Annotated in this window: 13 protein-coding genes; 4 read left to right on the top strand and 9 right to left on the bottom strand. The window is 68.8% G+C overall.

All coding sequences use genetic code 11. The features are described from left to right. The first annotated feature begins 48 nt into the window (after positions 1-48). Complete coding sequence (locus OHA40_RS00045) at positions 49-1236, top strand: MFS transporter (RefSeq protein WP_330231006.1); 1188 nt, start codon at positions 49-51, stop codon at positions 1234-1236. A gap of 145 nt (positions 1237-1381) precedes the next feature. Here OHA40_RS00045 and OHA40_RS00050 read toward each other — a convergent pair whose 3' ends face one another. From OHA40_RS00050 to OHA40_RS00065, 4 genes are all read right to left on the bottom strand, one after another. After that, entirely contained in the window at positions 1382-2332 is a 951-nt protein-coding gene (locus OHA40_RS00050) for an alpha/beta fold hydrolase (RefSeq protein WP_442943877.1), read from the bottom strand. Between the two features lie 140 nt (positions 2333-2472). Then, a complete protein-coding gene (locus OHA40_RS00055; RefSeq protein WP_330231008.1) occupies positions 2473-3156 on the bottom strand; it encodes a CPBP family intramembrane glutamic endopeptidase in 684 nt (227 codons plus the stop codon). A 132-nt stretch (positions 3157-3288) separates the two neighbouring features. Then, entirely contained in the window at positions 3289-4203 is a 915-nt protein-coding gene (locus OHA40_RS00060) for a cutinase family protein (protein WP_330231009.1), read from the bottom strand. A 226-nt stretch (positions 4204-4429) separates the two neighbouring features. Next, on the bottom strand, positions 4430-5671 hold the full coding sequence (locus OHA40_RS00065) for an oxygenase MpaB family protein (RefSeq protein WP_330231010.1): 1242 nt from the start codon (positions 5669-5671) through the stop codon (positions 4430-4432). Between the two features lie 396 nt (positions 5672-6067). Here OHA40_RS00065 and OHA40_RS00070 point away from each other — a divergent pair, with 396 nt between their 5' ends. After that, a complete protein-coding gene (locus OHA40_RS00070) occupies positions 6068-6412 on the top strand; it encodes a hypothetical protein (RefSeq protein ID WP_330231011.1) in 345 nt (114 codons plus the stop codon). Further along, positions 6409-6843, top strand: a complete 435-nt coding sequence (locus OHA40_RS00075; protein WP_330231012.1) for a MerR family transcriptional regulator — start codon at positions 6409-6411, stop codon at positions 6841-6843. The genes OHA40_RS00070 and OHA40_RS00075 overlap by 4 nt, the downstream gene beginning before the upstream one ends. 321 nt (positions 6844-7164) lie before the next feature. Here OHA40_RS00075 and OHA40_RS00080 read toward each other — a convergent pair whose 3' ends face one another. Together OHA40_RS00080 and OHA40_RS00085 are read right to left on the bottom strand one after the other, a co-directional pair. Then, on the bottom strand, positions 7165-8469 hold the full coding sequence (locus OHA40_RS00080) for a glycosyltransferase (RefSeq protein WP_330231013.1): 1305 nt from the start codon (positions 8467-8469) through the stop codon (positions 7165-7167). A 3-nt stretch (positions 8470-8472) separates the two neighbouring features. Next, complete coding sequence (locus OHA40_RS00085) at positions 8473-9804, bottom strand: glycosyltransferase (RefSeq protein ID WP_330231014.1); 1332 nt, start codon at positions 9802-9804, stop codon at positions 8473-8475. Between the two features lie 64 nt (positions 9805-9868). Between OHA40_RS00085 and OHA40_RS00090 the strand changes: the two genes are divergently transcribed. Beyond that, positions 9869-10870: a Gfo/Idh/MocA family protein gene (locus OHA40_RS00090; RefSeq protein ID WP_330231015.1), complete on the top strand. Its 1002-nt coding sequence runs from the start codon at positions 9869-9871 to the stop codon at positions 10868-10870. Here the strand turns inward: OHA40_RS00090 and OHA40_RS00095 are convergent. The 3 genes from OHA40_RS00095 to OHA40_RS00105 are packed head-to-tail and all read right to left on the bottom strand — an operon-like array spanning position 10853 to position 24287. Beyond that, the gene (locus OHA40_RS00095) at positions 10853-11929 is read right to left on the bottom strand and encodes an alpha/beta hydrolase (protein ID WP_330231016.1); all 1077 of its coding nucleotides are present in this window, start codon (positions 11927-11929) and stop codon (positions 10853-10855) included. The genes OHA40_RS00090 and OHA40_RS00095 overlap by 18 nt on opposite strands. Further along, the gene (locus tag OHA40_RS00100) at positions 11926-14172 is read right to left on the bottom strand and encodes a thioester reductase domain-containing protein (RefSeq protein ID WP_330231017.1); all 2247 of its coding nucleotides are present in this window, start codon (positions 14170-14172) and stop codon (positions 11926-11928) included. Before OHA40_RS00100 ends, OHA40_RS00095 begins: the two co-directional genes overlap by 4 nt. After that, the gene (locus OHA40_RS00105; protein WP_330231018.1) at positions 14169-24287 is read right to left on the bottom strand and encodes an HAD-IIIC family phosphatase; all 10119 of its coding nucleotides are present in this window, start codon (positions 24285-24287) and stop codon (positions 14169-14171) included. Before OHA40_RS00105 ends, OHA40_RS00100 begins: the two co-directional genes overlap by 4 nt. Positions 24288-24381: the final 94 nt, after the last annotated feature.

Consider the following 24381-nt stretch of genomic DNA (forward strand, 5'->3'; position numbering starts at 1 on the left):
GCAGATTATCGGAAGCCGCCGACGAGCTCGATCATCAACCCTGGTGGCATGCGTGCGAACAAGCGGCTGCTGTTGCCCATCGGGCACGGGAGCGTCGACTTCTATCAGGGCATCGTGCCGGTACTGGTGCCGTTCCTGGTGTCCGAGCGTCATTACGGCTATCTCGGTGTGTCCGGCTTCGTGCTGGCTGCCTCCCTCCTGTCCTCGGTGGTTCAGCCGCTGTTCGGGGTGCTCACGGACCGGTCGGCGATGCCGTGGCTGGTCCCGGTCGGCACGCTGGCGGCCGGGTGCGGTGCCGCGCTGACCGGGGTGACCGATTCGTATCCGCTCACCCTCGCAGCGATCGCGCTGACCGGGTTCGGTGTCGCCGCCTACCACCCGGAGGCCGCGCGGCTGGCCCGCGCGGTGACCGCAGGCGACCACGTCGGGATGAGCTGGTTCTCGCTGGGCGGCAACGTCGGCTTCGCGCTCGCGCCGGTGATCGCGACTCCGGTGCTGGCGGTGGGTGGGCTCGCAGCGGCACCGTTCCTGCTCGCGCCCGCGGTGCTCGGCGTGCTGGTCACCCTGCCGCTGCTGGGTCGGCGCACAGGTGTCGCAGCGGGTTCCCGAACGGATGGCCGTGCTGACTGGCCCGCCTTCCGCATGCTGTCCGTGGTCGTCATCCTGCGCTCGATCACCTACATCGGGCTCAGCTCGTTCCTGGGACTGTTCGTGCAGCAACGGGTCCAGCCCGGCGACGCCGCCAGCGGTGCGGCCCTGTTCGTGTTGTTCACCGGCGGCGCGGTCGGGACCGTACTCGGCGGTCGGCTGGCCGAGCGCTCGGGGCGGGTCCGCACGATGCAACGCGCCTACGGCGTGGCGGTCCTAGCGGTCGCCGGTGTGGTGCTGGTCCCCGGACCGGCACTGTACGCGTTCGTGGCCGTCGCGGCGATTGCCCTGTACGTGCCGTTCTCACTGCACATCACGCTGGGGCAGGACTACCTGCCCAATCGGGTGGGCACCGCCAGTGGTGTGACCCTCGGCCTGGCGGTGAGCGTCGGCGGAGTGCTCATCCCGGCCTTCGGCGCCTTGGCCGAGGCGACCTCCCTGCACACCATGCTCGCAACGCTGAGCATCTTCCCGGCTCTGGCCTGGTTGCTCACCCACCGCCTGCGCGAACCCGCCCGCCTCGAAAGCCCTCGGCACGAAATACCCTCCCCCGCGACCACAACGCCGCACTCCCCGGTAGCTCCCTGATCACGCACCTCCCCGACCACTACCTTGGTGGGATTCAGCTGTCCGTCTCATCGGCGAGACATTGTCGGTGGGCGGCACACGGGCGGAAGATCCGACACCCGAGGGCAGGCTCGACGAGCCGCCGACGGTCGAGGGTGAGAGGCGGCTACGCGGCGAATGCGAGGTCAGCGTCCTCCACCCTGCCGCCTGCTCGCGTCATCAGGCGGCCAATGGCCTCGGCCACCTGCCCCGGCTGCTCCAGAATCACCGAGTGACCGGCGCCATCGACCATCACCAGATCCGAGTACTCGACGGCGGCGGCGATCGCGACGGAGTGCGACGGCGGCGTCATCAGGTCGGCGGAGCCGCACAGCACCAATGTGGGGATCGTCGCCAGAACAGGAAGCACGTCGGTTTGGTCGTAGGCCATGAAGGCGCTCAAGAAGCTCGCCATCGTCACGATCGGCGTCTGGTTTCGCATCGCGTTGGCCAGGGCGAGCACCCGAGGGCTGACCTTGCGATCGCCGAATTCGGCAGTACGGATGACCGGTGCCAGGACCTTGCAGGCCAGCAGCTTCGCGCGGTGCATCGCGCCCGGAGCCCGTCGGACAGCAGCCTGGAAGACGGAAACGACCGGGTTGCGCAGGAGGCGGCCGAAACCGGCGTCGGCGAGGCCGTTCGCAGCGGTCGCGATGAGTGCGACGCCGACGATGCGGGTGCCGATCTCGTGTGGGCGCTGGCCGGCGTAGGTCAGCGCGGTCATGCCGCCCATCGAGTGGCCGACGAGGACGACCGGTCCGCTGGGGGCGACGGCGTCGAGAACGTCCCGCAGGTCGTGGCCGAGTTGCTCGAGGTTGTAGGTCCGTCGGGACGCCGCGGCGGAATCACCGTGGCCGCGGTGGTCGTAGCAGACCACCCGGGCGCCGGTGTAGCGCCGCAACAGCGCGTCGCGGACGTAGGTCCAGGACGCGGTGCGCAGGCAATGTCCATGCACGAGGACGACTGTGAGGTCCGCATCTCTCGGACCGTATTCGCGAACCGCGAGTGCCACCCCGTCTGCGGTCGAGACCGTGGCGCGACGCTCCGCCGAGGTGGCGATTGTGCTGGGCATCGACATGGGCGGCTCCGGTCTGCTTGCGGTGACATGTCCAACTGTCCGCCACATGCGCCGCCGGTATCAGGCCCCCGAGTGCTGGGGCCGGTCCCCCAAGGTGGAGCAAATCACCACCAAGGTGGCAGTGCCACCGAAGAGGGTGATCATGCCGGCTTCCCGGCACTCCTCCGGATGCCCGCCGCCGGCGCGGCGCCGTGATAGAAGTACCGGCCCAGACCGACGGTGAAGACGAGCATGCCGTACACCGAGTGCTCGACCGAAGCGGTGAACAGCGACTGCGTCCGTAGGTATCGCATCGCGAAGATACCGCCACCGACACTGCTGGCGAGGACCGAGAACCAACTGCCGAAGATGATGTGCACGAAGCCGAACGCGGCCGCGCTCGCGATCACCAACCCGAACCCCGCACCGAAGACCGGCGCGTACCTATGGAACAGGAACGAGCGGAAGATCAGCTCCTGCGGATACACGCTCAACACCGGGTACAGCACCATCACCGCGAGCCACACCCACGGATTGCGCCGAGGCAGGTCGAACAGATCCTCCCGCCGCAACACCGCGACCGCCGCGGTGAGCGCCACAGCGCTCGATCCCGCCCATGCCGCCATCGAATGCGCATGAGCCCGCAACGCGTCGCTGCGCCACAGCGCGGCACGATCGAAATCGGATGAGCGCCGCAGGTAGAGCGATGCGCCACCGGCCAATGCCAGCAGCGCGGGGATCGGGGATCTACCGCGCAACACCGTGTTGTACGCAGCCGTTCCACCAAAGAACAGCGCCGCGTACTCGACGCCCAGATACACCCGCCGCCGCAGTCGAATCCTCACGAGCCCCCCATCATTCCGCAACGGGGCTGAGCCGGCACCTGCCGCGAACGCCGGCAGCCACTCACGCGAAGCCACCACGGTTCCCACGCCGAACTCCCCTACCGGACGGCCACGCTCCCGCTGCGGCCTTCGTCAGTAGCCCGTTGCCTGGATGAGGCGCTGGCGCAGCCAGGTCAGCGGGGTGACGCCACCAGGACCGACGGTGTACAACGGATAGCTCTGGTGGGCACCGGATTTCAGGAACTCGTCGACCTGGCGCTTCCGTTCTTCGTAAGCGGACGCGTTGAGCTGGTCGGACAAGAGGCCGAGGCCGCCTGCGGCCAGCGCGTCGCCGATGAGTTCGGTCGCCTGCTGCTGGTAGATGTCGATCTTCGCCGGATCCGGATTCGAGAGCTGGACGAAGAATCCGGCGATCCGCCCGGCGAAGTCGCCCTCCGGCATCGCGCAGTACAAATCACCTGGGACGCAGAAGGTATAGGTCCGTGGGGCGAGCCAGCCGAAACCGCTCAAGCGAGGCCCGCCCGCTCCCGCGCCTGGGACGGGTGGCCCGATCAGGGTGTCACTGGGTGAGCGACGAGGATCGGAGATCAGCCCGACCAGGACGACCCGATGCGCCGGCACAACGCCCAGACCGGTCCCGATTTCGGCCGCGAGATCACCTGCGGCATCCGCACCCTGGCTATAGCCGAGCAACGCGATCCGGGTCGCTTCGCACGACTGCCCCATGGCCGAGACCAAAGCGCGCGCCTTGTCGGTCGCCTCCAGCTTGGAGCGACCGTACACTTCCCCTTCCCAAGGGAACGCGGTCGCCGCGTAATGCACGTAGTCGACCTGGACATCCCCGGGTAAATCGTCCAGGGTCATCGCGAGCATGCCCCTGCCGGGCTCGGAATTGGACGTTTCCCATGTTCCGGGAATCGCCACGACATACAGATCGGGACAATGCGCCGGTGCACCATCCGCAACGGACGCGCCGCCGAACCCCAGCGCAACGGTCACCATCGCAACTACGCACGCGGCGGCGTTGGTCTTCCATCGTATGAACATGCGTACTCCGTGTATTCCCTACCGAAGGTCACTCGGTCGAACCAGTGCGTCGACGTCAGTCGCGGATACAAGGTACATCCCCGGAGGCGCACAGCGCCCGCTCTCCCGCAATCCGTTGGCGTATGTGGCCCACACGGGATCCGGTCCGCCCACAGAGTTCGGCGGCGGATCGCCGCCGATGCTCCGCAGCGAGGCCGATTCCCTTCGCAGCCCTCGATGTCGAGGGTCAGCGCGGCGGTTGGCTCATATCCCGGTTCATCTGCGGGATTTCGATGCTGATCGGCATCCGTAGTTCGGCCAAGTAGATCAGGGCTGCTCGGCGGAGGAACTCGTCGAAGAGCCAGTAGGCATCCGGCGCGAGCGGGACGACGGGGAGCAGGCCCTCGCGGACGGCGATGAAAGGCCCCCAGCTCACTCTCAGCAGCGGGTCCCAGACCGGTTCCCTGGGGATGGCCAACCCGTCGGCGATCTTGTCCCCGAGCAGAAAACGGGTGAATGCGCCGAGTACCGGCTTGCTGAGGATGGCGAGATCGAGGTTGGCACCGAGGCGCAGGAGCCGGTCGGCCAGCTTGGCGCCCTCGGGGGTCGGCGCCAGCAACGGGTCCAGGACCTGCGCGGCCTGGGCGTTGGCCGCATCCCAGGACGCGGGAATGTACTCGTCGCGAATGCCGAGCAGGTGCGCGCACAGTTGCCACGAGTGCAGGAAGGCCTCGGACTCGGCGACGGGAATCGGCACCTTCCACGCGGTCAGGTGCTTCATGATGGTCGTGGGCAGGCTGTGCCAGGTGACCATCATGTCGTTCTGGCTGATCGGGATGTCCTCGTCGGCGGAGTGCACCCAGTGCGGGGACTGCGGCAGCAGGTGACGCACCGCGGCGTGCACCAGTCGCGTTTTGACACAGGTCACGACCATCTCGCCGTCGGGGGCGTAGGCATTCGCGGTCCCGATGTCGTAGCCGAGTTTCGCGGTCTTCGAGATGCGGTCCTTCAGGTCGTGACCACCCTTGGAGTAGTAGACCGCGCGCGCCTCTTTGGGAATGACCGTGCTCATCATGCCGCTGGCCAGCCCGTACAACACGCCGAGATACAGCCCCCGCTTCTTGTTGAACTCGACCGCGGTGGCCAGCTTGCCCTGGTCGGCCCAGGGCGGCAGCCGACGCGCGTACTCCATGAAGTCCCGCAGATCCGGCGGCAGACCCGCAGGCAAGGGCTGACCGTTCCTGGTCCAGGTCCGCAATAGTTCGTTGACCCTGGGCACCTCGCCCCTGTCGAGCAGTGCCGCGACCAGTTCGTCGGCCTCGGGATCCCACACCTCCATCGGATCGACTCCGGACCCGCTACCCGCCACCGAATCCCGCGGTGACCACGTCCACGGCTCCGCCCGCACCGGTGCCACCGCGGCCAGCGCGCCGAATGCGCCCAGCACCCCGCCTGCCTTCAATGCGTCGCGCCTGCTGAATCCATCCATGTCTTCGCTACTCCTCTTCGAGCCCGAGCACCACCGTGACGATCCCGAGGAAGCTGACAGTGCCCGTATCGCGCCTTAGAACGCCAGAATAGTCATTAACTTAACAAGATAGGCGGCCGGCTGTACGGACTTTCCGGAAATTGCTCACAGTCGCTCGCTCCGCAGCCGACAACCGGCCGCCACATCGGCACATGTCCGTAGTCGATGTCGTCACAAGCATTTTCGCCAGGGCCATTGAAACGAGATGGTGTCGGAGAGCCGGAGAGTGCAGCAGGGCACCGCTGCGTGACCGGATCACAAACGGACGAATCAGCAGTCACTTAGATACCTTGATCGCGACGCGATTCGCTGTTCGTGGTTGCATCCTGTACCTGGGTACAGGCTTACCGTGGCGTCATGACACACAATGCTTCCTCCGCCGAGTGGATGCCGGACTCGTGCACCCTGCCCACCGCCGAGCAACCGGTCCGGGTCGCGGAGTTCGATCGGTTCTTCGCCGAGTCCGTGCAGCGCACACACCGGCCGACGCGCACCCGGCTGGATCTGCTGCTGGCCGCCGGCGCCGAACCGGCCGCCCGTGATCTCGCCGCCCGGGAATCGAGTTGCTGCTCGTTCTTCACCTTCGCTTTCGACACCGCCGACGCCGGGACGGTGCTGCACATCGAGGTTCCCGATAGTCAGGTCGACGTGCTCGACGCGTTCGCCGTTCGGGCGAACACCGCGATCGGCGGAGGCCGATGACCGGGTTACGCACCGGCGAGCTGGCTGCGGCCGCCGGGGTTAACACCCAGACGTTGCGTTACTACGAGCGGCGCGGGCTGCTCGCCGAACCGGATCGGTCCCTGGGCGGGCATCGGCTGTATCCGCAGCAGGCACTGACCGTGCTGCGGGTGATCAAGGCGGCCCAGCGACTCGGGTTCACCCTCGGCGAGGTCGCCGATCTGCTCGCCGCCACCCACGTCGGCCGTCGCCGAGCCGATGCCGGATTGCAGACGCGCGCGGCGGCCAAACTAGCCGAAATCGACGCCGAGCTCGCCGAGCTGACCACCGTTCGCGACACGCTGCGGGCCGCGCTCGCGGCCGGATGTGACGACCTGGTCGCATGCAGCGAAAGTCCTTGCTGCCCACTCCCGTTCACCGGCGACGACGCGGGAGGCAACGGTGCGGTCTGACCCCACCGCCTCGCGCCGCTGGTGGGCGCCGATCGGGCTGGGTGCGCTCATCTGTGCAGGATGCTGCCTGGCCCCGGTCCTGATCGCGGCAGGAATCTTCGGCGGCGGGGTCACGCTGTTGGGCCTGTCGTCGCCGGAACCGCTCGGCTTCGCCCTCCTCGCCGACGGAGCAGCCGGACTGATCTGGTCCCGCACTCGCGCCCGGCGCACCGGATGCACCAGCACCGACTCGGCCACTACCTGCACGGGCTCAGGATGCGGCTGCAGCGCTACTGCTGCAGCCTGAGTCCGGCTTCCCGGGCTCAGGCGACCATCTTGCGTTCAATCCCGTTGTTCGTCTTGGCCGACGACGCCGAAATCGGCGGCGTCTGGCCGGTCTGATACCCGGTTGCCCGAAACCCTGTCCGGCGCAGAGAGCGATTCGGCGTAGACCGAGAGAATCCGGGTGGTGTGCCTCGATTGGCGCGGTTCATCGGCGTGTGTTGCCAGTGTCCGGCGCATAGCGTCCAGCCGGGTTCGGTCCCGCGCGAGCGCCTTCAGCACCGTGGCCAGCGATTGCACCGACCGGTCGGGGGCGCGGACGCCACCTTCGTCGGGCACTGTTTCGGAGAGTTCGGGATCGCAGTACAGGACCGGCAGTCCCATCGCCATCGCTTCCAGCAGCACCATGCCCTGGGTGTCGCAGTCGGAGGGGAGCAACAGCAGGTCGTGGGTACGCATGGCGTTCAGGCAATCGGCTTGGTCGACCTCGCCGTGCAGGTGGACCCGATGACCCAGATCCGCGTCGGCGACCGCGCGGCGGGCCCGGTCGGCCAGTGGCCCGCTGCCGTAGACGTCCAGCGTGCATTCTTCGACGAGGCGCGCCACCTCGATCGCTTCGAGCGGACGCTTCTCCGCGGACAGGCGACCGCACCACAGAGCACGCAGCGGAGCGCCGGTATTCGTCGCCGTGCTGTCGGCGCCGCGGACCCGCTCGAGTAGGTCGTCATCGATTCCGTTGGACACCACGTGAATCGGCCGGTCCACGCCGTGTGCGGCCACGCGGCGGGCGAAGTGATGGGTCGGCACGATCACCCGATCGGCCGCTTGGGCCTGCGCGATCAGCGGCCGCCACGCCAGCCGGGCGATTCGGCCGTCGCCGTCGTGTGCCGGTTGCCCGCGCAGCGGTACGAACCAGCCGTGCACCAGTCGCATGGTCAAGGCGGACAGATACGGTGCCGGGGAATACTTTTCGATGACCGTTTCGTCACGGCTCTGCATGGTCTGGACGATCGGGATGCCGTGCCTGCGTGCGGCGCGTGCGCCGGCGATCCCGCAGCCGTAGCTCGTCAGCGTGTGCACGAGATCGATCGGGCCACGCTCGGTGAACGCGGTATCGATCCTCCGTTGGTTGGCCCGGGTCGGAAGGACCACCGGCAGCCCGTTCGACATCGAGATCGGCAGCGCACCGAGCACCACCGTGTCGGCATCCGACGCTACGGAACCCGGGGCGGGAGCACAGAACACGGTCACTCGATGGCCGAGCCGCCGCAGTCCGGCGCACAGCGACCGCATCGCGGTTTGGACACCGCCCAGTGTCGCCGGGTGGAAGTCGGTGAAGATGGCGACGTGCACGGATTCGGCCATGGTTCAGGCCGACGCCGAGACGGCGAGTCGTTCCACGGCGTCCGCTGTGGCGCGGACACCGTGCTCGGCGGATACCGTGCGGCCGAGTTCCTCGGCCCGCTCGCGCGCCTCGGGTGTCAACGTCCGAACCAGCGCGTCGTGCAGCCGGTCCTCGGTCAGCGACGGATACGGGAAGTCGGCCCCGATCCCGAGCGACGAGATCCGCCAGCCGTAGAAGAACTGGTCGCTGTGCACCCCGATCACCACCGCGGGCAGGCCGGCGCGCAGCACATCGTGGGTATTGCCGCTGCCGCCGTGATGGACGACCGCGCGGCACCGCGGCAGGATCCGGTCGTAGTCGAAGGAATCCAGGACGAACAGTCTCCGGTCGTACCCGATGCCGCGGGGATAGCCCTCACCTCGCACGGTCACCAGGGCGCGGGCCCCCAGCCTGCGGCATACGGCGGCAATGAGGTCACAGCAGCCGGCGGGATCGAGGATCGGCATACCGGTCATACAGAAATAGATCGGCGGCTCGCCCTCGTCGAGCCATTCGGCCAGCGCCGGATCGACCTCCGCTTCACCCCATGCCGCGCGCAGGTGCGCGGGCAGAACGGGCGCACCGACCACGGTCGAGCGGTCCGGCCAGTCACCCGGTTTCGGCAACAGCACCGGACTCACCATGTGCACCAGCGGAATACCGTCCTCGCGCATGCGCCGGAACGGATTCCGTGGCTTCCCCGGCAACTCCATCATTTCGCGCACCCGTCGATCCACCCGGCGATACGCCACGCCGTACGCCACTTCGAATGCCGAGTAGCTGGCCAACCGCAGTCGCCGCGACGAGATCATCTGCTTGACCATGAACGACGACGGGAACTCGCCGGTGCGCTCGAGCGGATACGGCAGACAGCCCACCACCCGCTGTCCGGTCTTCTCCGCACGCTCCATCGCCCAGGGCAGTGTCGAGGCACACGACACGATCACATCGGCGGATTCGCAAGCGCCGCTGAGCACCTGGTGCATCCGCTCACCACGCTCACCCGCCATGATCTTGACCGTATCCAGCATGATCCGGACGAACGGCAGCGTCTTACCGGACGACAGTGCGCGTTTGGCCGCGGGCGATTCCAGCAATTCCGCGGAGTTGAACGGGATGACGTGCGGCTCGAAGCCCGAGCGCCGCACCACATCGGCGTAGTTCTCGGTGGCGGTCATCTCGACATGGTGTCCGCGCGATCGGAATTCGTCGGCCAGGGCGAGATACGGCTGATGATCGCCCCGGGTTCCCGCCGTCAACAACGCGATACGCATACTCTCGACTTCCGTTCGTGATCTGCTGTGCTCGGCCCGCATTCGGGATCGGTCCGGCTGTCGGAGCAGCCCAGCCGCCGTGCGGTGCCGATGTTAGTGTCTGCTGGTGACCGAAGACATTCGCTCCGGGCTCCGTATCGGGATTCTCGGTGCGGCCCGCATCGCGCCGGCGTCGCTGATCAAACCGGCCGAGCGGAATCCGGAGGTCGTCGTCGCGGCGGTGGCGGCCCGGGATCGGTCGCGTGCGGAGAGGTTCGCCCGCAAGCACGGCATCCCGCAGGTCTATGACAGCTATCAAGCGCTGATCGATGCGCCCGATCTCGACGCGGTCTATATCCCGTTGCCCAACGGCCTGCACGGCCGCTGGACCCGCGCCGCCGTGCAGGCCGGAAAACATGTGCTGTGTGAGAAGCCGTTCACCGCCAACGCGGCGGAGGCGGGTGAGATCTCCCAGCTGGCGAGCGCTTCCGATCGCGTGGTGATGGAGGCGTTCCACTACCGCTACCACCCGCTGATGTCGGCCGCCGAACAGATCATCGCGTCCGGCGAATTGGGGACCCTGCTGCGGGTGGAAGCCGCGCTGTGCTTCCCGCTGCCGAAGTTCTCCGACATCCGCTACGACTACGCCCTCGCGGGCGGTGCACTGATGGACGCGGGTTGCTACGCGGTGCACATGGCCCGCGTGCTGGGTGGCGAGAACCCGGAAGTGGTCGCGGCGCAGGCGAAGCTGCGCGGACCGCGGATCGACCGGGCGATGACCGCCGAACTGCGTTTCGCGTCCGGACACACCGGCCACATCCGGTGCTCGATGTGGTCGGCGGACGTGCTGCGCGTCGGCGCCACCGTCATCGGCGAACGCGGCCGGATGCGGCTGGTCAATCCGGTGCTGCCGCACCTGGGACATCTGCTGACGGTCCGCTCGGAGGGCGGCAGGCGGATCCGTCGGTTCGCGCATCGCGCCTCCTACGACTATCAACTCGACGCCTTCGCCGCCGCGGTGCTGCGCGGCGAGCCGGTGGCCACCGCACCGAGCGACGCCGTCGACACCATGACCGTCATCGATGCCATCTACCGGACCGCAGGCCTTCCGCTACGCCAGCCGAGCTGACGTCTCATCGAAGAAATCGACGATATGCCCGAACACGTCCAGCGCCGCGCCGCGGCCGAGGAATGTGTCGAGGTGGCCGTAGGAGGGAATCTCGATATAGCGGAGGTCGACACCGGGATTACGCTGCGAAAGCACCTCGTAGCAAAGCTTGTTGGAATCCAGCCAGGCCTCGTTGCGGCTGCCGGACAGCAGCAGCACCGGGCAGTCGATTCGATCGGCCTGGTCGAGCGCGTTCTCCGGGAGCGCACGGTAGCGATCGTCGTCGACGTTCCATCGGACCACGGCGTGCGCCAATTCCATCTGCCGCAGATGCGGCAGCACCGATAGCGGTATCGCGCCGAACAATTCGGCCAGCCGATCGTGGGTGCGCGCGTCCAGGTTGTCGTGCTCGAACAGCCGGGCGCCCATCCCCCACCCGTGGTGGACAATGCGGCAGGTCGGGTCCGGGCAGTCGCCCTTGCGCGACAGCGCCGCGTACAGCAAGGTGCGCCGAGACCAGAGCCCGACCTTGCGGAAGTCGGATTCGAGGTGGCTGATCCGCGAGCCGAGCAGTTCGCTGCCGAGCAGCACCCGCACGCGCGCCGACGTGCTGACTTTCGGGGTCAGGAAGACGCCCTGGGCGACCACGCCTGCCAGTCCGGGCAGCAGTCCGGCCGTCATGCTCAGCGACAGACCCAGCGCGCCGATGCAGTGCGCCACGACGAACAGCGGACGGTCTCCGATCCGCTCCCTGATCTGCGCGACCGCGGCGGGCAGGTCGTAGAGCGCGACATCGTCGATAGTGTAAGGCGGGCCGGATTCGTTGTACGGCAAGCGGCAACTACCACGCCAGTCGAGCAGCCACGACTGGTAGCCCGCATCGGTCAGGACGTCGGTGACATTGCGAATCTCGGGGAGTGCGAACATCTCCGACGACACCCCATGCCCGTGCACCAGCAGTACCGCGGGCGCGTCGGCGGGCCCGATTCGACGCAACGTCAGATCGATGCCGTCGCCGGTTCGAAACGAAATCACCTCTCCGGCACGGAGTTCCGGCACGGTCGATCGCATATCGGTCATCGGCGGTGCTCCTTACGCGCGGCCCGGCGCAGATCCAGCAGATCGACACCGACCCGGAGGATCGGTTCCAGCAGACTCTTACCGAGCTGGCCGCCGAACCAGCTGAGCCACAGCAGCTTCGCCAGCCGCTGCTGCCGTTCGGGCAGTCGGGGATCGATCTGGATGCCGTCGATCTGGTCGGACAGGTAGGTGTGCATCGGCACGGCGACCTCGCCGGTGTACGACGTGGACTCCCCGGTGCGGCCGATCTCGATCACCTGTGTGCCGAGCTGCCGCACCATACGTCGTCGCGCCGCGGCGAACTTGTATCCCTCCAGCCACCAGGTGCCGCCGGATGAATCACGCAGCGTCAGCCGGTAGTGCATGATCGGATGCCGCACTTCGTGCCGCAGCGGTATCCCGTCGTGCGGCCGAACCGTCGCGGTGCCCTCGACGGTGAGCGGATCATCGTGCAACCCCGCGCAGGTGAGCTCGCCGGTGACGTCGATCGTTCGAGTGGTGAACACCTGCGCTGTGTTCGCGACGGACAGGGTCAGCCGGAGGTCGCAGGGAATGTCGGCGGTCGCGCCGATCGGGCCGACCGCCCCGGTGAGTGTTTCGTTGAACCGCAGATAGGGCTCGTCACCCGGCTGCGGGCCGAGGCCCGTCATGGCCGCGACCATGCGGCTGCGCGCCGCCGGACCGGGGGTCGCCGGCGCGGGCAGGCCGTTGGCGGACACGAAGGCCTCGGTGCGCGCGGCCGATGCGGGCGGCGCGGTGACCATCGCCGCCAGCTGACGCCGGGCGACGGGACTCTGTAGCACCTGGGCCAGCGATTCCAGTTCCGGTACCGGTTCTGCTCTGATCGCGCGGACGACGTCATCGCACCACTGCTCCCAGTGCTGCACGCGAATACCCATACCACCCAGCGTGGTTTCCGCGACCACCTGATCGAGCGAGGTGGGCGCGCCGGTGAGGTGATAGGTGTGGCCCCAGGCGCTCGGGGTGCCGACGATCTGCGCGGCTACCCGGCTGACCCAATCCACCGGGGCGGCGTTCAGGTACCGGAACCCCGGCGCGGTGCGAAAGCGCATCAGTGCCGCGGTGATTCCGGCGTTGAGGTCACGCGGGTTGTGGGCGCCGGTCTCCGGATGGCTACCGATGCCGCCGGGACGCAGGATGGTCACCACGAGTCCGTGTTCACCTGCCCGCCGGAGCACCGCCTCCGCGGCCCATTTGGATCGGTCGTATCCGATGGGCAGCGCGGCGACGTTGGCGGTCGGATCGTCCTCGCCCAGCGTGGCGGTCTCCGATCCGTTGAACACCGCCAGCGAGGAGATGTGGTGCACCGGTTTGGGCCGGTCGGTGCACGCCAGCTCGGCGAGGGTCAGCGGGCCGAGTACGTTGGTCCGGCGCAGCGACGGATAGCCGCGCAGGAAATCCACTGCGGCCCCCGCGTTGACGATCGAATCCACCTCCGCGGCCAGGGTTGCCCACCGTTCGTCGGACAAGCCGAGCCGGGGGCGGCGCAGATCTCCCGCCAGCGGCGTCACGCGCCGCAGTACTTCCCGGGACCAGGGCAGCGCGAAGCGCCGTACGGCCTGCTCCAGCCGCTGGACCGCGGCGTGATCGTCGTCGGCGCGGATCAGGCACACCACGTGGGCTCGGCTGTGCCGCAACACATCGAGCAGCAGATGACTGCCGAGAAATCCGGTCGCGCCGGTCAGTAGGATGCGGCGCGGCGCGACCCGCTCCGGCGCGGCCACCAGCGGCAATCGGTCGGCGCCCGCGAGATCGGCGAAGAGTTGGGCGAGGTCGTCGGTGTCGGCCTCGGGTTCCGCCTCCGGCTGCGGGCGTGCGGATTCGGGGTGGTCGGCCAGCCAGCGGTTCGCCAGCCTGCGGGGTCGCGCGTCGAAGAACACCGTGTCCAGATCCAGGTGGATATCCAGCTCACGCGCCAGTGCCGCGACGAATTCCACCGCGGCGATGGAGGTGCCGCCCGCATCGAAGAAGTCGGTGTCGGCGTCGAGGGTCGTATCGGTGTAGCGGTTCGCTACCGCGGTCACGGCCGCGGCCAAGGCGTCGGCGTCCATGCGTGGTGCGCTGCGGCCGGTTTCGACCAGCGGTGCGGCGACGTTGCCGACGGTGCGTGCCAGCAGGGCGGCGACATCCAGTCCGACAGCGCCTCGTTCGAGAATTTCGCCGCGCACGCGACGGTCGACGGCCGGGTTGCGGACCGCCGATGTTTCGTCGGGACCGGTCACCGGGTCACGTCCTCTCCATTCGCCGTCGTCTCCCAGGAGCGGAACCGCCGCAGGCGACCCGGTGTCGCGGCAACGTCCAGCCGCCGATCCTCGAAGGTACCGCCGAGCAGTCGGGCGGCCAATCTGCGGGCGGGTGCATTGCGGACGGTGTGCTCGACCGATATCCGTACCACCGCGCAGCCGAGGGCGTCGGCTCGATCCGCCACCCAGCTCAGCAGCCGCTCCTCGACGCCGCGCCCGAGGGCACGGCAGCTGAGTTGCCATCCGCTCACGCATAGACTGTCCGCCTCCGCCCGGAGTGCGATTACCGCGATCAGACCGTAGTCGCCGAATCGGTCGCGCGCCGTCGCGGTCCATACCTCGCCCTCGTCGCGCCACCTGTCCAGATCGTCCGCGGTGACCTCGGCGAGGGTGAACTGAGTGGTACGCCGCACGAGTTGCCGGGCACGCTCCACGGTGGCATCGGTCAGCGGCTCGATGTCGACCTCGAGGTTCAACTGCTCGAGGAATTCCGCGAATTCCGCGGTGGCGCGAACGCTGTCGCGCTCCTGCTCCTGACGGTAGTAGTCGGCCCGCGCACGGTCCTCGGCCGTGGCCGCGACCGGAACCATCGGCCACAATCGCGTGAGGAAGGACTCCAGTTCACCGGCGGGAGGACACGTCACCGACAGCACCTCGGGCAACTGCGCGCGCATACGCGCCACTTCCACGGGGTTGTCGTCGAGGTAGCAGAAGCTGTCCAGGCCCAGCCGCAGTGTGCGCGCGACCTCCTCCAGCCGCTCGGGCTTACCGCCCCAGCCCGCGGAGACGGCGGCGAAATGTTCGCGCTGCAGCGGGCTGTCGGACCGGTCCAGGATCTCGCCGACGATATCGTCGTCGTTATTGGTCACCAGCACCAGCAGCGTTCCCGCCGCGCGCCACTGCAACAGCCGCCGGGACAATGCCCGCCGCGGCTCATCGAAAGCCACAGCGGCGGAGCCGATCTCGCCCGCCGTTCCGCTCCACAAGGTGTCATCGCCGTCCACCGCGACAACCTTCGGCGCGGGCTCCGTCACGGCACCGGCGGTCGCGACGAGAGTGAGCGCGACCGCCGCCTGGAATTCGGGTGTGAAAGGCAGGTGCGCCAGGATCTCGGTCCGGTCGTCGAAGGGGTCGTCCACCGGATGGCGGCGCGTCCACTCCCGCGGTTCCAGCAGCGCGACGCCGGGAATATCGCGCAGGCGGTCGGCGACGAGCCGCTCCCACGCGAGCAAGCGTTCCTCCGGCCGGGCCGAGGGCAGGATGCCGACCACGACCGGCCGGTGCGTGCGTTCGGCCACCTCGCGCACGGCCGCAGGATATTCGGCGGCGAGTTCGGCCAGCAGATCATCGGAGACCGCGCCGAAACGCTCCAGATCCGCCGCACGCAGCAGCACGATCCCCAGTGCCGTCGACGGCTGCGCGAAGACGCCCGACGGGTCACGCAGGCAGGACAGCACATGGTGATACGGCGCCTCCGCGACGGTGATCGCGGTGGCGTCCGACGACGCCGCCACCATCAGCTCGGGCAGCCTGCCGAGCGCGAAGGTCGCACCCAGCGCCGCGCGGAGACCGGAAACCGGCTGCTGACCGGTGGTTTCGGGCCGGGCGGGCGTCCCGGGATCGGCGACCGCGGCCGCGACCGTCTGCAGATAATCCGTGCCGAACTCGGCGCAGGTCCGAGCGTCGATGATGTCGCTGTTGTAGGTCAACCACACCTGGCCGGTATCCGGCAGCACCGCCACCATGAGGTCGAGATCGGAATAGCCGGTGCTCACCGGCACGACCGCGGCCTGCGCCACCGCGGAGTTGGCGCGCAGGTAGTTGAAGTACACCTCGATCAGCGGTGCGTTGTCGCGGTACAGGCCCTCGGTGGCCAGCGCGGCGAGCACATCGGCGAAGCCGACGCCGGGCGCGAGCAGATCCCGCAGCCGCTCGCCGGTGCGCCGCAGCACGTCGGTGAACAGGTCACCGGCCGCCACCGTCGCCGGGAACGGCACGGGCACACCGAAATACCCGACGGCATCGGTCGCATCGGCGTGCATTCGGGTATCCACCGGAACCGCGAGGGCGAACCGGTCGACCTGCTGCCGACGTGCCAGCAGGACGGTCAGGGCAGCGAGAAAGACCGCGGCGGGGGTGATGCCGAGCTCGCGGGCCCGGTCCGCGACCCGGTCGTGCAGTCCGGCAGGTAGGTCGAGCGCGACGGATCCCGCACCATAGCTGCGCTCGGCCGGACGCGGCTGCGCCAAGGTCAACTCGAGCCGGCGCGAACCGGAGAAGGCGTCGCGCCACCGCGTGATCGCGGTATCTCCGCCGTCGCCCCTGCTGGACTGCGCGGCGAGCAGTTGATGCATATCACGGTTGGTCACGGCGTCGCCGCGCCCCGCACCGGACAGTTCCGCGGCGAGTTCGCCCGCGACGAGCAGCATCGACTGCACATCGCTCATGCTGTGATGCGCGCCGAAAAGCACTACCTGGTCGGCGCTTTCGGCGTCGAGAAGCTCGAAGCGCCACAGCGGGCCTGTCTCCGGATCGAACGGCAACGCCATCAGCTCCCGGAAGCGCTCCTGGACGACGGCGTCATCGAGGTGGCCGAGGTCGCGCCAACCGGCCAGAGTGCCGGGCTCGCGGCGGATCTCCAGCTGCCGTCCGTGCTCCGCGCTGGGCCGGATGGTCGTGCGCAGCGCAGCGTGCCGGTGAGCCAGCCGCACCAGCGCCTGCTCCATCTGCGGCCGGGTGACCCGGGCGGGCAGCCGCACGGCGACGCCGCCGGTCTGCGCGGCGCTCGGGATACCGAGTTGTTCGGTCCGCAGCAGACGCATCATGTCTCGGGTCACCGGGAGCACTTCGACCTCGGGTACTTCGGCGGCCACGGCATCGGGTGCGTCGGTATCGGCCTGCCGCCGCACCGCATCGACGAGATGATCGGCGAGGTCGGCGAGATTCTGCTCCGCGAGGATCGTGCCGAGTGGCACCGAGATTCCGGTGTGCTCGCGCACCTTGTTGCGCAGTTCGACCGCCATCAGCGAGTCCAGACCCAGGCTCTGGAAGGTCTGCTCGGGCGCGACCGTCTCGGTGCCCGTATGGCCGAGCACCTCCCCTGCCCATCCGGCCACCGCGGCCATCGCCAGGGCGGTGGCCTCCGCGCGCGGTACGGCCCGCAGTTGTTCGGCGAAGCGCGATCCCGGCGCGACGTCGACGGTCGCGCGGTCGGCCACCGCCCGGCGCGGCGCGCGGCGCACGAGTCCGCGCAGCAGTGGCGGGACGGCCGGTGCGCGGCGCAGCACGTCGGTGTCGAGCAGCAACGGGACCAGCACCGGATCACCGACCCGCAGCGCGGCATCGAAACAAGCCATCCCTTCCGGCACCGAGAATGCGCGGATGCCGGCCCGCGCGATGCGCCGGATGTCGGCCTGCGCCATGTGGTCGTGCATATCCACCTCCCACGCGCCCCAGGCCAGCGACTGTGCGGGGAGACCGAGCGACCGGCGTCGGAGCGCCAGCGCGTCGAGATAGGCGTTGGCCGCCGCGTAGTTGGCTTGCCCGGGCGTGCCGAACAGGCTGCCCGCCGCGGAGAACAGCACGAAGAACGACAGCTCCCGGTCCGCCGTCAGCTCGTGCAGATGATGTGCCGCATCGACTTTCGGCCGCAGCACGGCGTCGAGCTGCGCAGGTGTCAACGAGCCGAGGGTGCTGTCGTCGAGCACGCACGCCGCGTGGACCACACCGGCCAGCGGCATACCGTCGAGCAGCTGCGCCAGAGCCGACCGGTCGGCGATATCGCAACGCGCGAATCGCACGCGCACCCCGCGGCTCTCCAGCTCGTCCCGCAATTGCGCGCCGCCGGGACCATCGATGCCGCGGCGACTGACCAGCACCAGGTCTCGCACCCCGTACCTGTCGGCCAGATGACGGGCCAATGCCGACCCCAGCCGTCCCGGGGCGCCGGTGACCAGCACGGCGCCCTCGCCGAGTGACACCCTGCCTTCCGAGGCTCGCCCCGCGGTCTCCGGCAGCCGAGCCAGCCGCGGCACGAACGCCACACCGTCGCGCACGGCCAACTGCTGTTCCCTCGCGGCCAGGAGCGCGGCGATATCCACCTCGGGGTCGGCTGTGTCGATCAACACGATCCGGCCGGGATTCTCCGACTGTGCGGAGCGCACCAGCCCCCACACCACCGCCCCTGCCGGATCCGGGCTGTCCTCACCGGGCAGTGCCACCGCGCGACGGGTGCGCACGACCAGCGTCGTCTGCTCGAATCGACTGTCGGCGATGATCGTTTGCAGCGCCGCCAAGATGTGCTGGGCGGTGTCGTGCACGTCACTCGGCGAGTCGCCTTCGGGCACCGGCAGCACGATCGCGTCAGCGGTTCCCGGGACGACGGAATTCCATTCGCCCAGCGTCAGCGTCCGATCCGGCGCGGGCAGCGGAAGCTCCGACCACTCCATCCGCAACAGGCGACGGTAGGCAGGCGCGATCGAGGCGGCATCCCACTGCGCGGCGGTGACCGGACGCAACAGCACCGAACCCACCGACACCACCGGGCGTCCGCTGCGGTCGGTCGCGGACATGGTGACGGTGTCGGCCCCCGAGCGGGTGAGCCGAACGCGGAGCGCGGTGGCGCCGGAGGCCCACAGCGCGACATCGGTCCATACGAACGGCAGCAGGGCATTCTCGCCGTCGGCCGCGAACAGGGCGGTGGCATGCAACGCGGCATCCAGCAATGCCGGATGGATACCGAATTTCGCGGCATCGCCCTGGGCGGTTTCGGCGAGTTCTACCTCGACGAAGATTTCGTCATCGCGTCGCCATGCCGCCCGCATCGCCCGGAACAGCGGACCGTAATGGTGTCCGCGGGTGAACAGCTCGGCGTACATATCGTCGACGTCGACGGGCACCACTTCCGCGGGCGGCCACGCCGACGATTCGATGTGCGCGGGAACAGGTTCGGACTGTTCGGCCAGTGTGCCGTCGGCATGCAGGGTCCACTGGGCATCCGGATCGTGTTCGTCGCGGGCATAGATGCGCACCGTGCGGCGGTGATCGGCGTCGGCACCGCCGACCACCGTCTGGATCAGCAGGGCTCCGCGATCGGGGACGAGCATCGGGGCCCGCAACACCAGCTCCCGTACCAGCGGACTGTCCACCTCGTCACCGGCGCGGACGGCCAGTTCGACCAACGCCGCGCCGGGCAGCAGCACCGCGTTCGGACCCGCGTGATCGGCCACCCACGGCTGCTGCTGGCGCGACAGCCGGCCGGTCAGTGTGACGCCACCCGAATCCGGCTGCGGCACACCGGCGCCCAGAATCGGATGGGCGACATCCTGAAGCCCGTGCGAAGCGGCGTTCCGGTTGACCGAGTCGGTCCAGAACCGCCGCTCGTCGAAGGCGTAGGTGGGCAGATCCACCCGCCCGTCTTCGGGAACCAGCCGGGTCCAGTCGAGCTCGTGGCCCCCGACATACAGTTCGGCCAGCGACCTGGCCAGGCAGGTCGGTCCGTCCTGGTCCCGCACCAGCGAACCCACGGCCACCACCTCGCGCGCGAGTTCCTCCGCCACCGTCCGGACGGCCGCGGTCAGCGACGGGTGCACGCCGAGTTCGACGAAATACCGGAACCCGTCGGCGATCATGCGCTCGACCGTGGCTGCGAACCGCACCGTCTCGCGTGCGTTCCGGTACCAGTAGCCGGGACCGACAAGATCGTTCGTCATCGGTTCGCCCGAGACCGTCGAATACCATGGCGTGGCAGGCGAATCCGCGGTCAAACCCGCCAGCTCGGCGGTCAACGGATCACGGATGGACTCGATCAACCCGGAGTGCCCGGCGAAGCCGGGACCAGCGGCGCCGAGCCGCGTGTAGATTCCCGCGCGGTCCATCTCGGCCAGCAGTTCCTCCACCGCGGCCTGCTCACCCGCCACGATCGTCGAACGACGCACATTGACCGCCGCGATCGACACCCGGCCGTCGAACTCCACCAGCCGTCGGCTGACCTCGGCCTCGGGCAGGCCGATCATCGCCATCGCGCCCGGTTCGGTGATGCCCTGCATCAGGCGGCTGCGCGTCACGACGATCCGTGCGGCATCGCTCAATTCGATCGCGCCGGCGCAGTAGGCGGCGGCGATCTCGCCCTGACTGTGGCCGATCACCGCATCCGGGGTGACCCCCGCCGCCCGCCAAGTGGCCGCGAGCGCGGCCATGGTCGCGAACAGCAGCGGCTGCACGACGGGGAAATCGGCGAGGTCCGCGGCGGTCATGGTGGTCAACCTGTCCAGCAGCGACCAGCCGAGTTGTGCGCGGAAAGCCTTGTCGCACTGTTCGAATTCGGCGCGGAACTCCTCGGAGCGGGCCAGCATATCGCGCGCCATGCCGACCCACTGCGTTCCCTGACCGGGGAAGACGAATGCGGTCTTGGCGTTGGTGAGCACCGGACCGGCGCCGACGACGGCATTCGCCGACGATCGGCCGTCCACCAGATCGCGCAGCGTACGGACCATCTCGTCCCGATCGCCCGCCACCACGACCGCACGCCGCTCGAACTGGGTGCGCTGCAACGCCAGTGCGCGCGAAACCGGACCCGGTTCCAGGCGCGGATCGGCGAGCACCAGACCGAGCAGCCGCTCGGCCTGACCGTGCAGCGATGCCTGGCTGCGGGCCGAGATCGGCAGCAGCGCCACACGCCGGTCGTCGATCGTCGTGTCCGGCGCGGCCGCGGGCTCGGGCGGAGCCTCCTCGAGGATCAGGTGCGCATTCGTCCCGCTGAGTCCGAAAGCACTCACACCGGCACGACGCGGCCGATCACCCCGTCGCCACAGCATGGGCTCGGCTTGCACGGTCACACCGCTTCGCTCCCAGTCGACCTGCGGTGACGGCGCACCCACATTCAGGGTGGCGGGAATTCGTTCGTGGTGCAGTGCGAGCACCAGTTTGATGACGCTGCCCACGCCCGCCGCGGCCTGGGTGTGCCCCACATTGGATTTCAGCGACCCGATACCGAGCCGCCGGTCCGGGTCGCGATCCGGACCGAATACCCGCGCCAATGCACGCGCCTCGATCGGATCCCCGAGTGCCGTACCGGTGCCGTGCGCCTCGACATAGTCGATATCGTGCGGAGCCAGACCCGCGACACGCAGTGCCGAGCGCAGTACCTGCTCCTGGGCCGCGCCGTTCGGGGCGCTCAACCCCTGGCTGCTGCCGTCCTGGTTGACGGCGGAACCCCGAATGACCGCGAGTACCCGGTCCCCGTCGCGGCGGGCATCGCCGAGACGCTTCAACAGCAGCAGACCGGCGCCCTCGGCCCACACCGTCCCGTCGGCGTCGGCGGAGAACGGCGCACACCGGCCCGTCGGCGACAGCACACCCAACCGGCACAATTCGATATGGGCGGTCGGTGACATCAGCAGCGTGGCGCCGCCGGCCAAGGCGAGATCGCACTCGCCCGCGCGCAATGCCTGCATCGCCAGATGCATCGCGACGATCGACGAGGAGCAGGCCGTGTCCAGGGTGACCGCCGGACCGTGCAGTCCCAGCGTGTAGGCGATCCGCCCGGACGCGACACTCGGCGACAGTCCCGTTCCGACCTGGCCGTTCAGCTGCTCCGGGGCGGGGTCGGCCAGATAGCCGGTGCTGTACACGCCGAGATAGACACCTGTCGCACTGCCGTGCAGGGTGCGTGGATCGCGCCCCGACCGCTCGATCGCCTCCCAGCTGAGTTGCAACATCATGCGCTGCTGCGGATCCATCACCGCGGCCTCGCGCGGGCCGATGCCGAAGAAGGCGGCGTCGAAGCGATCGATGCCGTCGACGTATCCGCCGCGGAAGGTGTACGCCTTACCGGTCGCGGAGGTATCGGGGTCGTACAGCCCGTCGATGTCCCAGCGGCCCGCGGGCACCTCGGTGAGTGCGTCACCGTTGCTGTCCAGCAGCCGCCACAGTGCCTCGGGTGAATCCGCGGCGCCGGGGAATCGGCAGGACATCGAGAGGATCGCGATCGCGTCGTCGTCCGCGTCGTCGCCCGCGGACGCATCCGTCTCGAAAGCCGCCGCGCCCGACTGGTCCGGTGCGGCGTCCACCGGACGCCCTCCGGGGGACAGTGCCGTGGCCACCCCGTCGATCGTGGGATTGTCGAAGAACAGATTGGTGTCGAGAAAGCGACCGACGAATTCCGATAGGTCGACCACCAGCTCCACCAGATCGGCCGAGCCCAAACCGAATTCGACCAAAGGCCGATGCACATCGATGCGTTCCGGATCCAGCGCCGCCTGCCGCGCGATCTCGGCCACCAGCCACGATCGCACCGCCTCCGCCGACGGCTGGGCCGCGGACCGGCCCGCGGACTCCTCGTTCTCCGTATCAGCTTCGTAGTCGTCCAGCTCGTCCTCCGGCGACCGCACCGGACCGGCCGACAGCGCGATCAGCTCGCCGGACAGATACGCCGCCCGGCACGCCGCACGCTGGATCTTCCCACTACTGGTCTTGAATATGGCGCCCGGTCGAATCAGCAGCACAGCCGCGAGCGTGAGCCCGTGGTCGGTCGCCACCGCCGCACGCACGGCGCCCTCGATCTCGGCCAGCTCGCCGGGATCCCCGCTGCGCACCTCGGCCACCACGACCGGCTGCTCGCCGCCCACCCCGACGTCCGCCGAAAAGGCCGCGACACATCCGGCCCGGACATCATCGTGCGCCGCCTCGACGGTCAGCTCGATGTCCTGCGGATAATGATTGCGACCGTCGACGATCAGCAGATCCTTGCGTCTGCCGGTGACGAACAGCTCGCCACCGGAAAGGAATCCGAGATCCCCGGTGCGGAGGAAGCGACGATGGTCGCCGGGCAGCGTCGCCCCGAACACCTCGGCGGTGGCCTGCTCGTCACGGAAATATCCTGCGGCCACGCTGTTCCCGGCAACCCAGATTTCGCCTTCGTCCCCGTCCGCGCACTCGGTACCGTGGTCGGGGTCCACGACCGCGATCGACATTCCCTCGGGCGGCTGCCCGACACCGACCACTTCGGTGCTGCGAGCGCGGTTTCCGGCGCCGCCTTGCCCGGCGACCTCGAGCAGTGTCGGCGTCCGGGCGGCGGACGGCGCGGTCACGATCAAGGTGGCTTCGGCCAGACCATAGACCGGCCGCAGGGATTCGGCGCGGAAGCCGGCCCGGCCGAAGGTCTCGGTGAACCGCCGCACCGTCGCGGGGCGCACGGGCTCGGAGCCATTGAACGCCACCCGCCAACGGCTCAGGTCGAGCCGATCGATCTGCTCCGGCGAAATCCGGCGCAGGCACAGTTCGTAGGCGAAGTTGGGGCCGCCGCTGGTGTGGGCGCGGTATGCCGAGATTGCCTGCAGCCACCGCTCGGGCCGCTGCAGGAAATGCAGCGGTGACATCAGCACCGAGTTCCCACCGAGATAGACCGTCTGCAATATCGGCGCGATGAGCCCCATATCGTGGTACATCGGCAGCCAGCTGGCGAACAGGGCGCCGTCCCATGAGTCGGCCATCGCGCGGTCGTGCCCGAGCCCTGCGGCGATCGCACCTTGGTTGTGCAGCAGATTTCCATGGGTGAGCAGCACGCCGCGCGGCGCGCTCGTCGAGCCGGAGGTGTATTGGATGAACGCGACCGAATCCGGTCCGAGATCCGGCTCCCGCCACCGCGATGCCTCCTCGGCTGCTATCTCGTCGGTGGCCAGCCACCGCACACCCGCCAGCTCGGGAATCTCCGCACACAGCGCGGCCGAATCCGCGACGACCCGCCGCGGGGCCAGTACCACACCGACTTCGGCGTGCGCCACCATCCGCCGCAGCCGGCGCAGCGAGCGGTTCTCCCATTCGGGCAGCGGCGCGGGAACGGCGACAACGCCGGCGGCCAGACATCCGAAGAATGCCTCGGCGAACTCCGGGCCTGCCGGATACAGCAACAGCGCCCGCTGCGGCATCGAATCCTGAAGTGCGGCGCCGATCGCCCGAGCACGGACACCGAGGTCGCCGTACGACATTTCGCGGACGACACCGTCGACATCACCGCTGTCCAGAAACCGGTAAACCAACTCGGTTGGCCGATTCTCGACCTGAGCGAAGAGTGTTTCCACGAAAGTGTTGGGCACGAACTACTTCCTCTAATGGTGAAACCGCGGGATTCGGCCGGTCCTGGTTCCCCTTGCGTACGAGGAAGGGCAGGCGGCGCGTTGTGACTGATAG

This window comes from Nocardia sp. NBC_00508, assembly GCF_036346875.1.
Lineage (GTDB): Bacteria > Actinomycetota > Actinomycetes > Mycobacteriales > Mycobacteriaceae > Nocardia.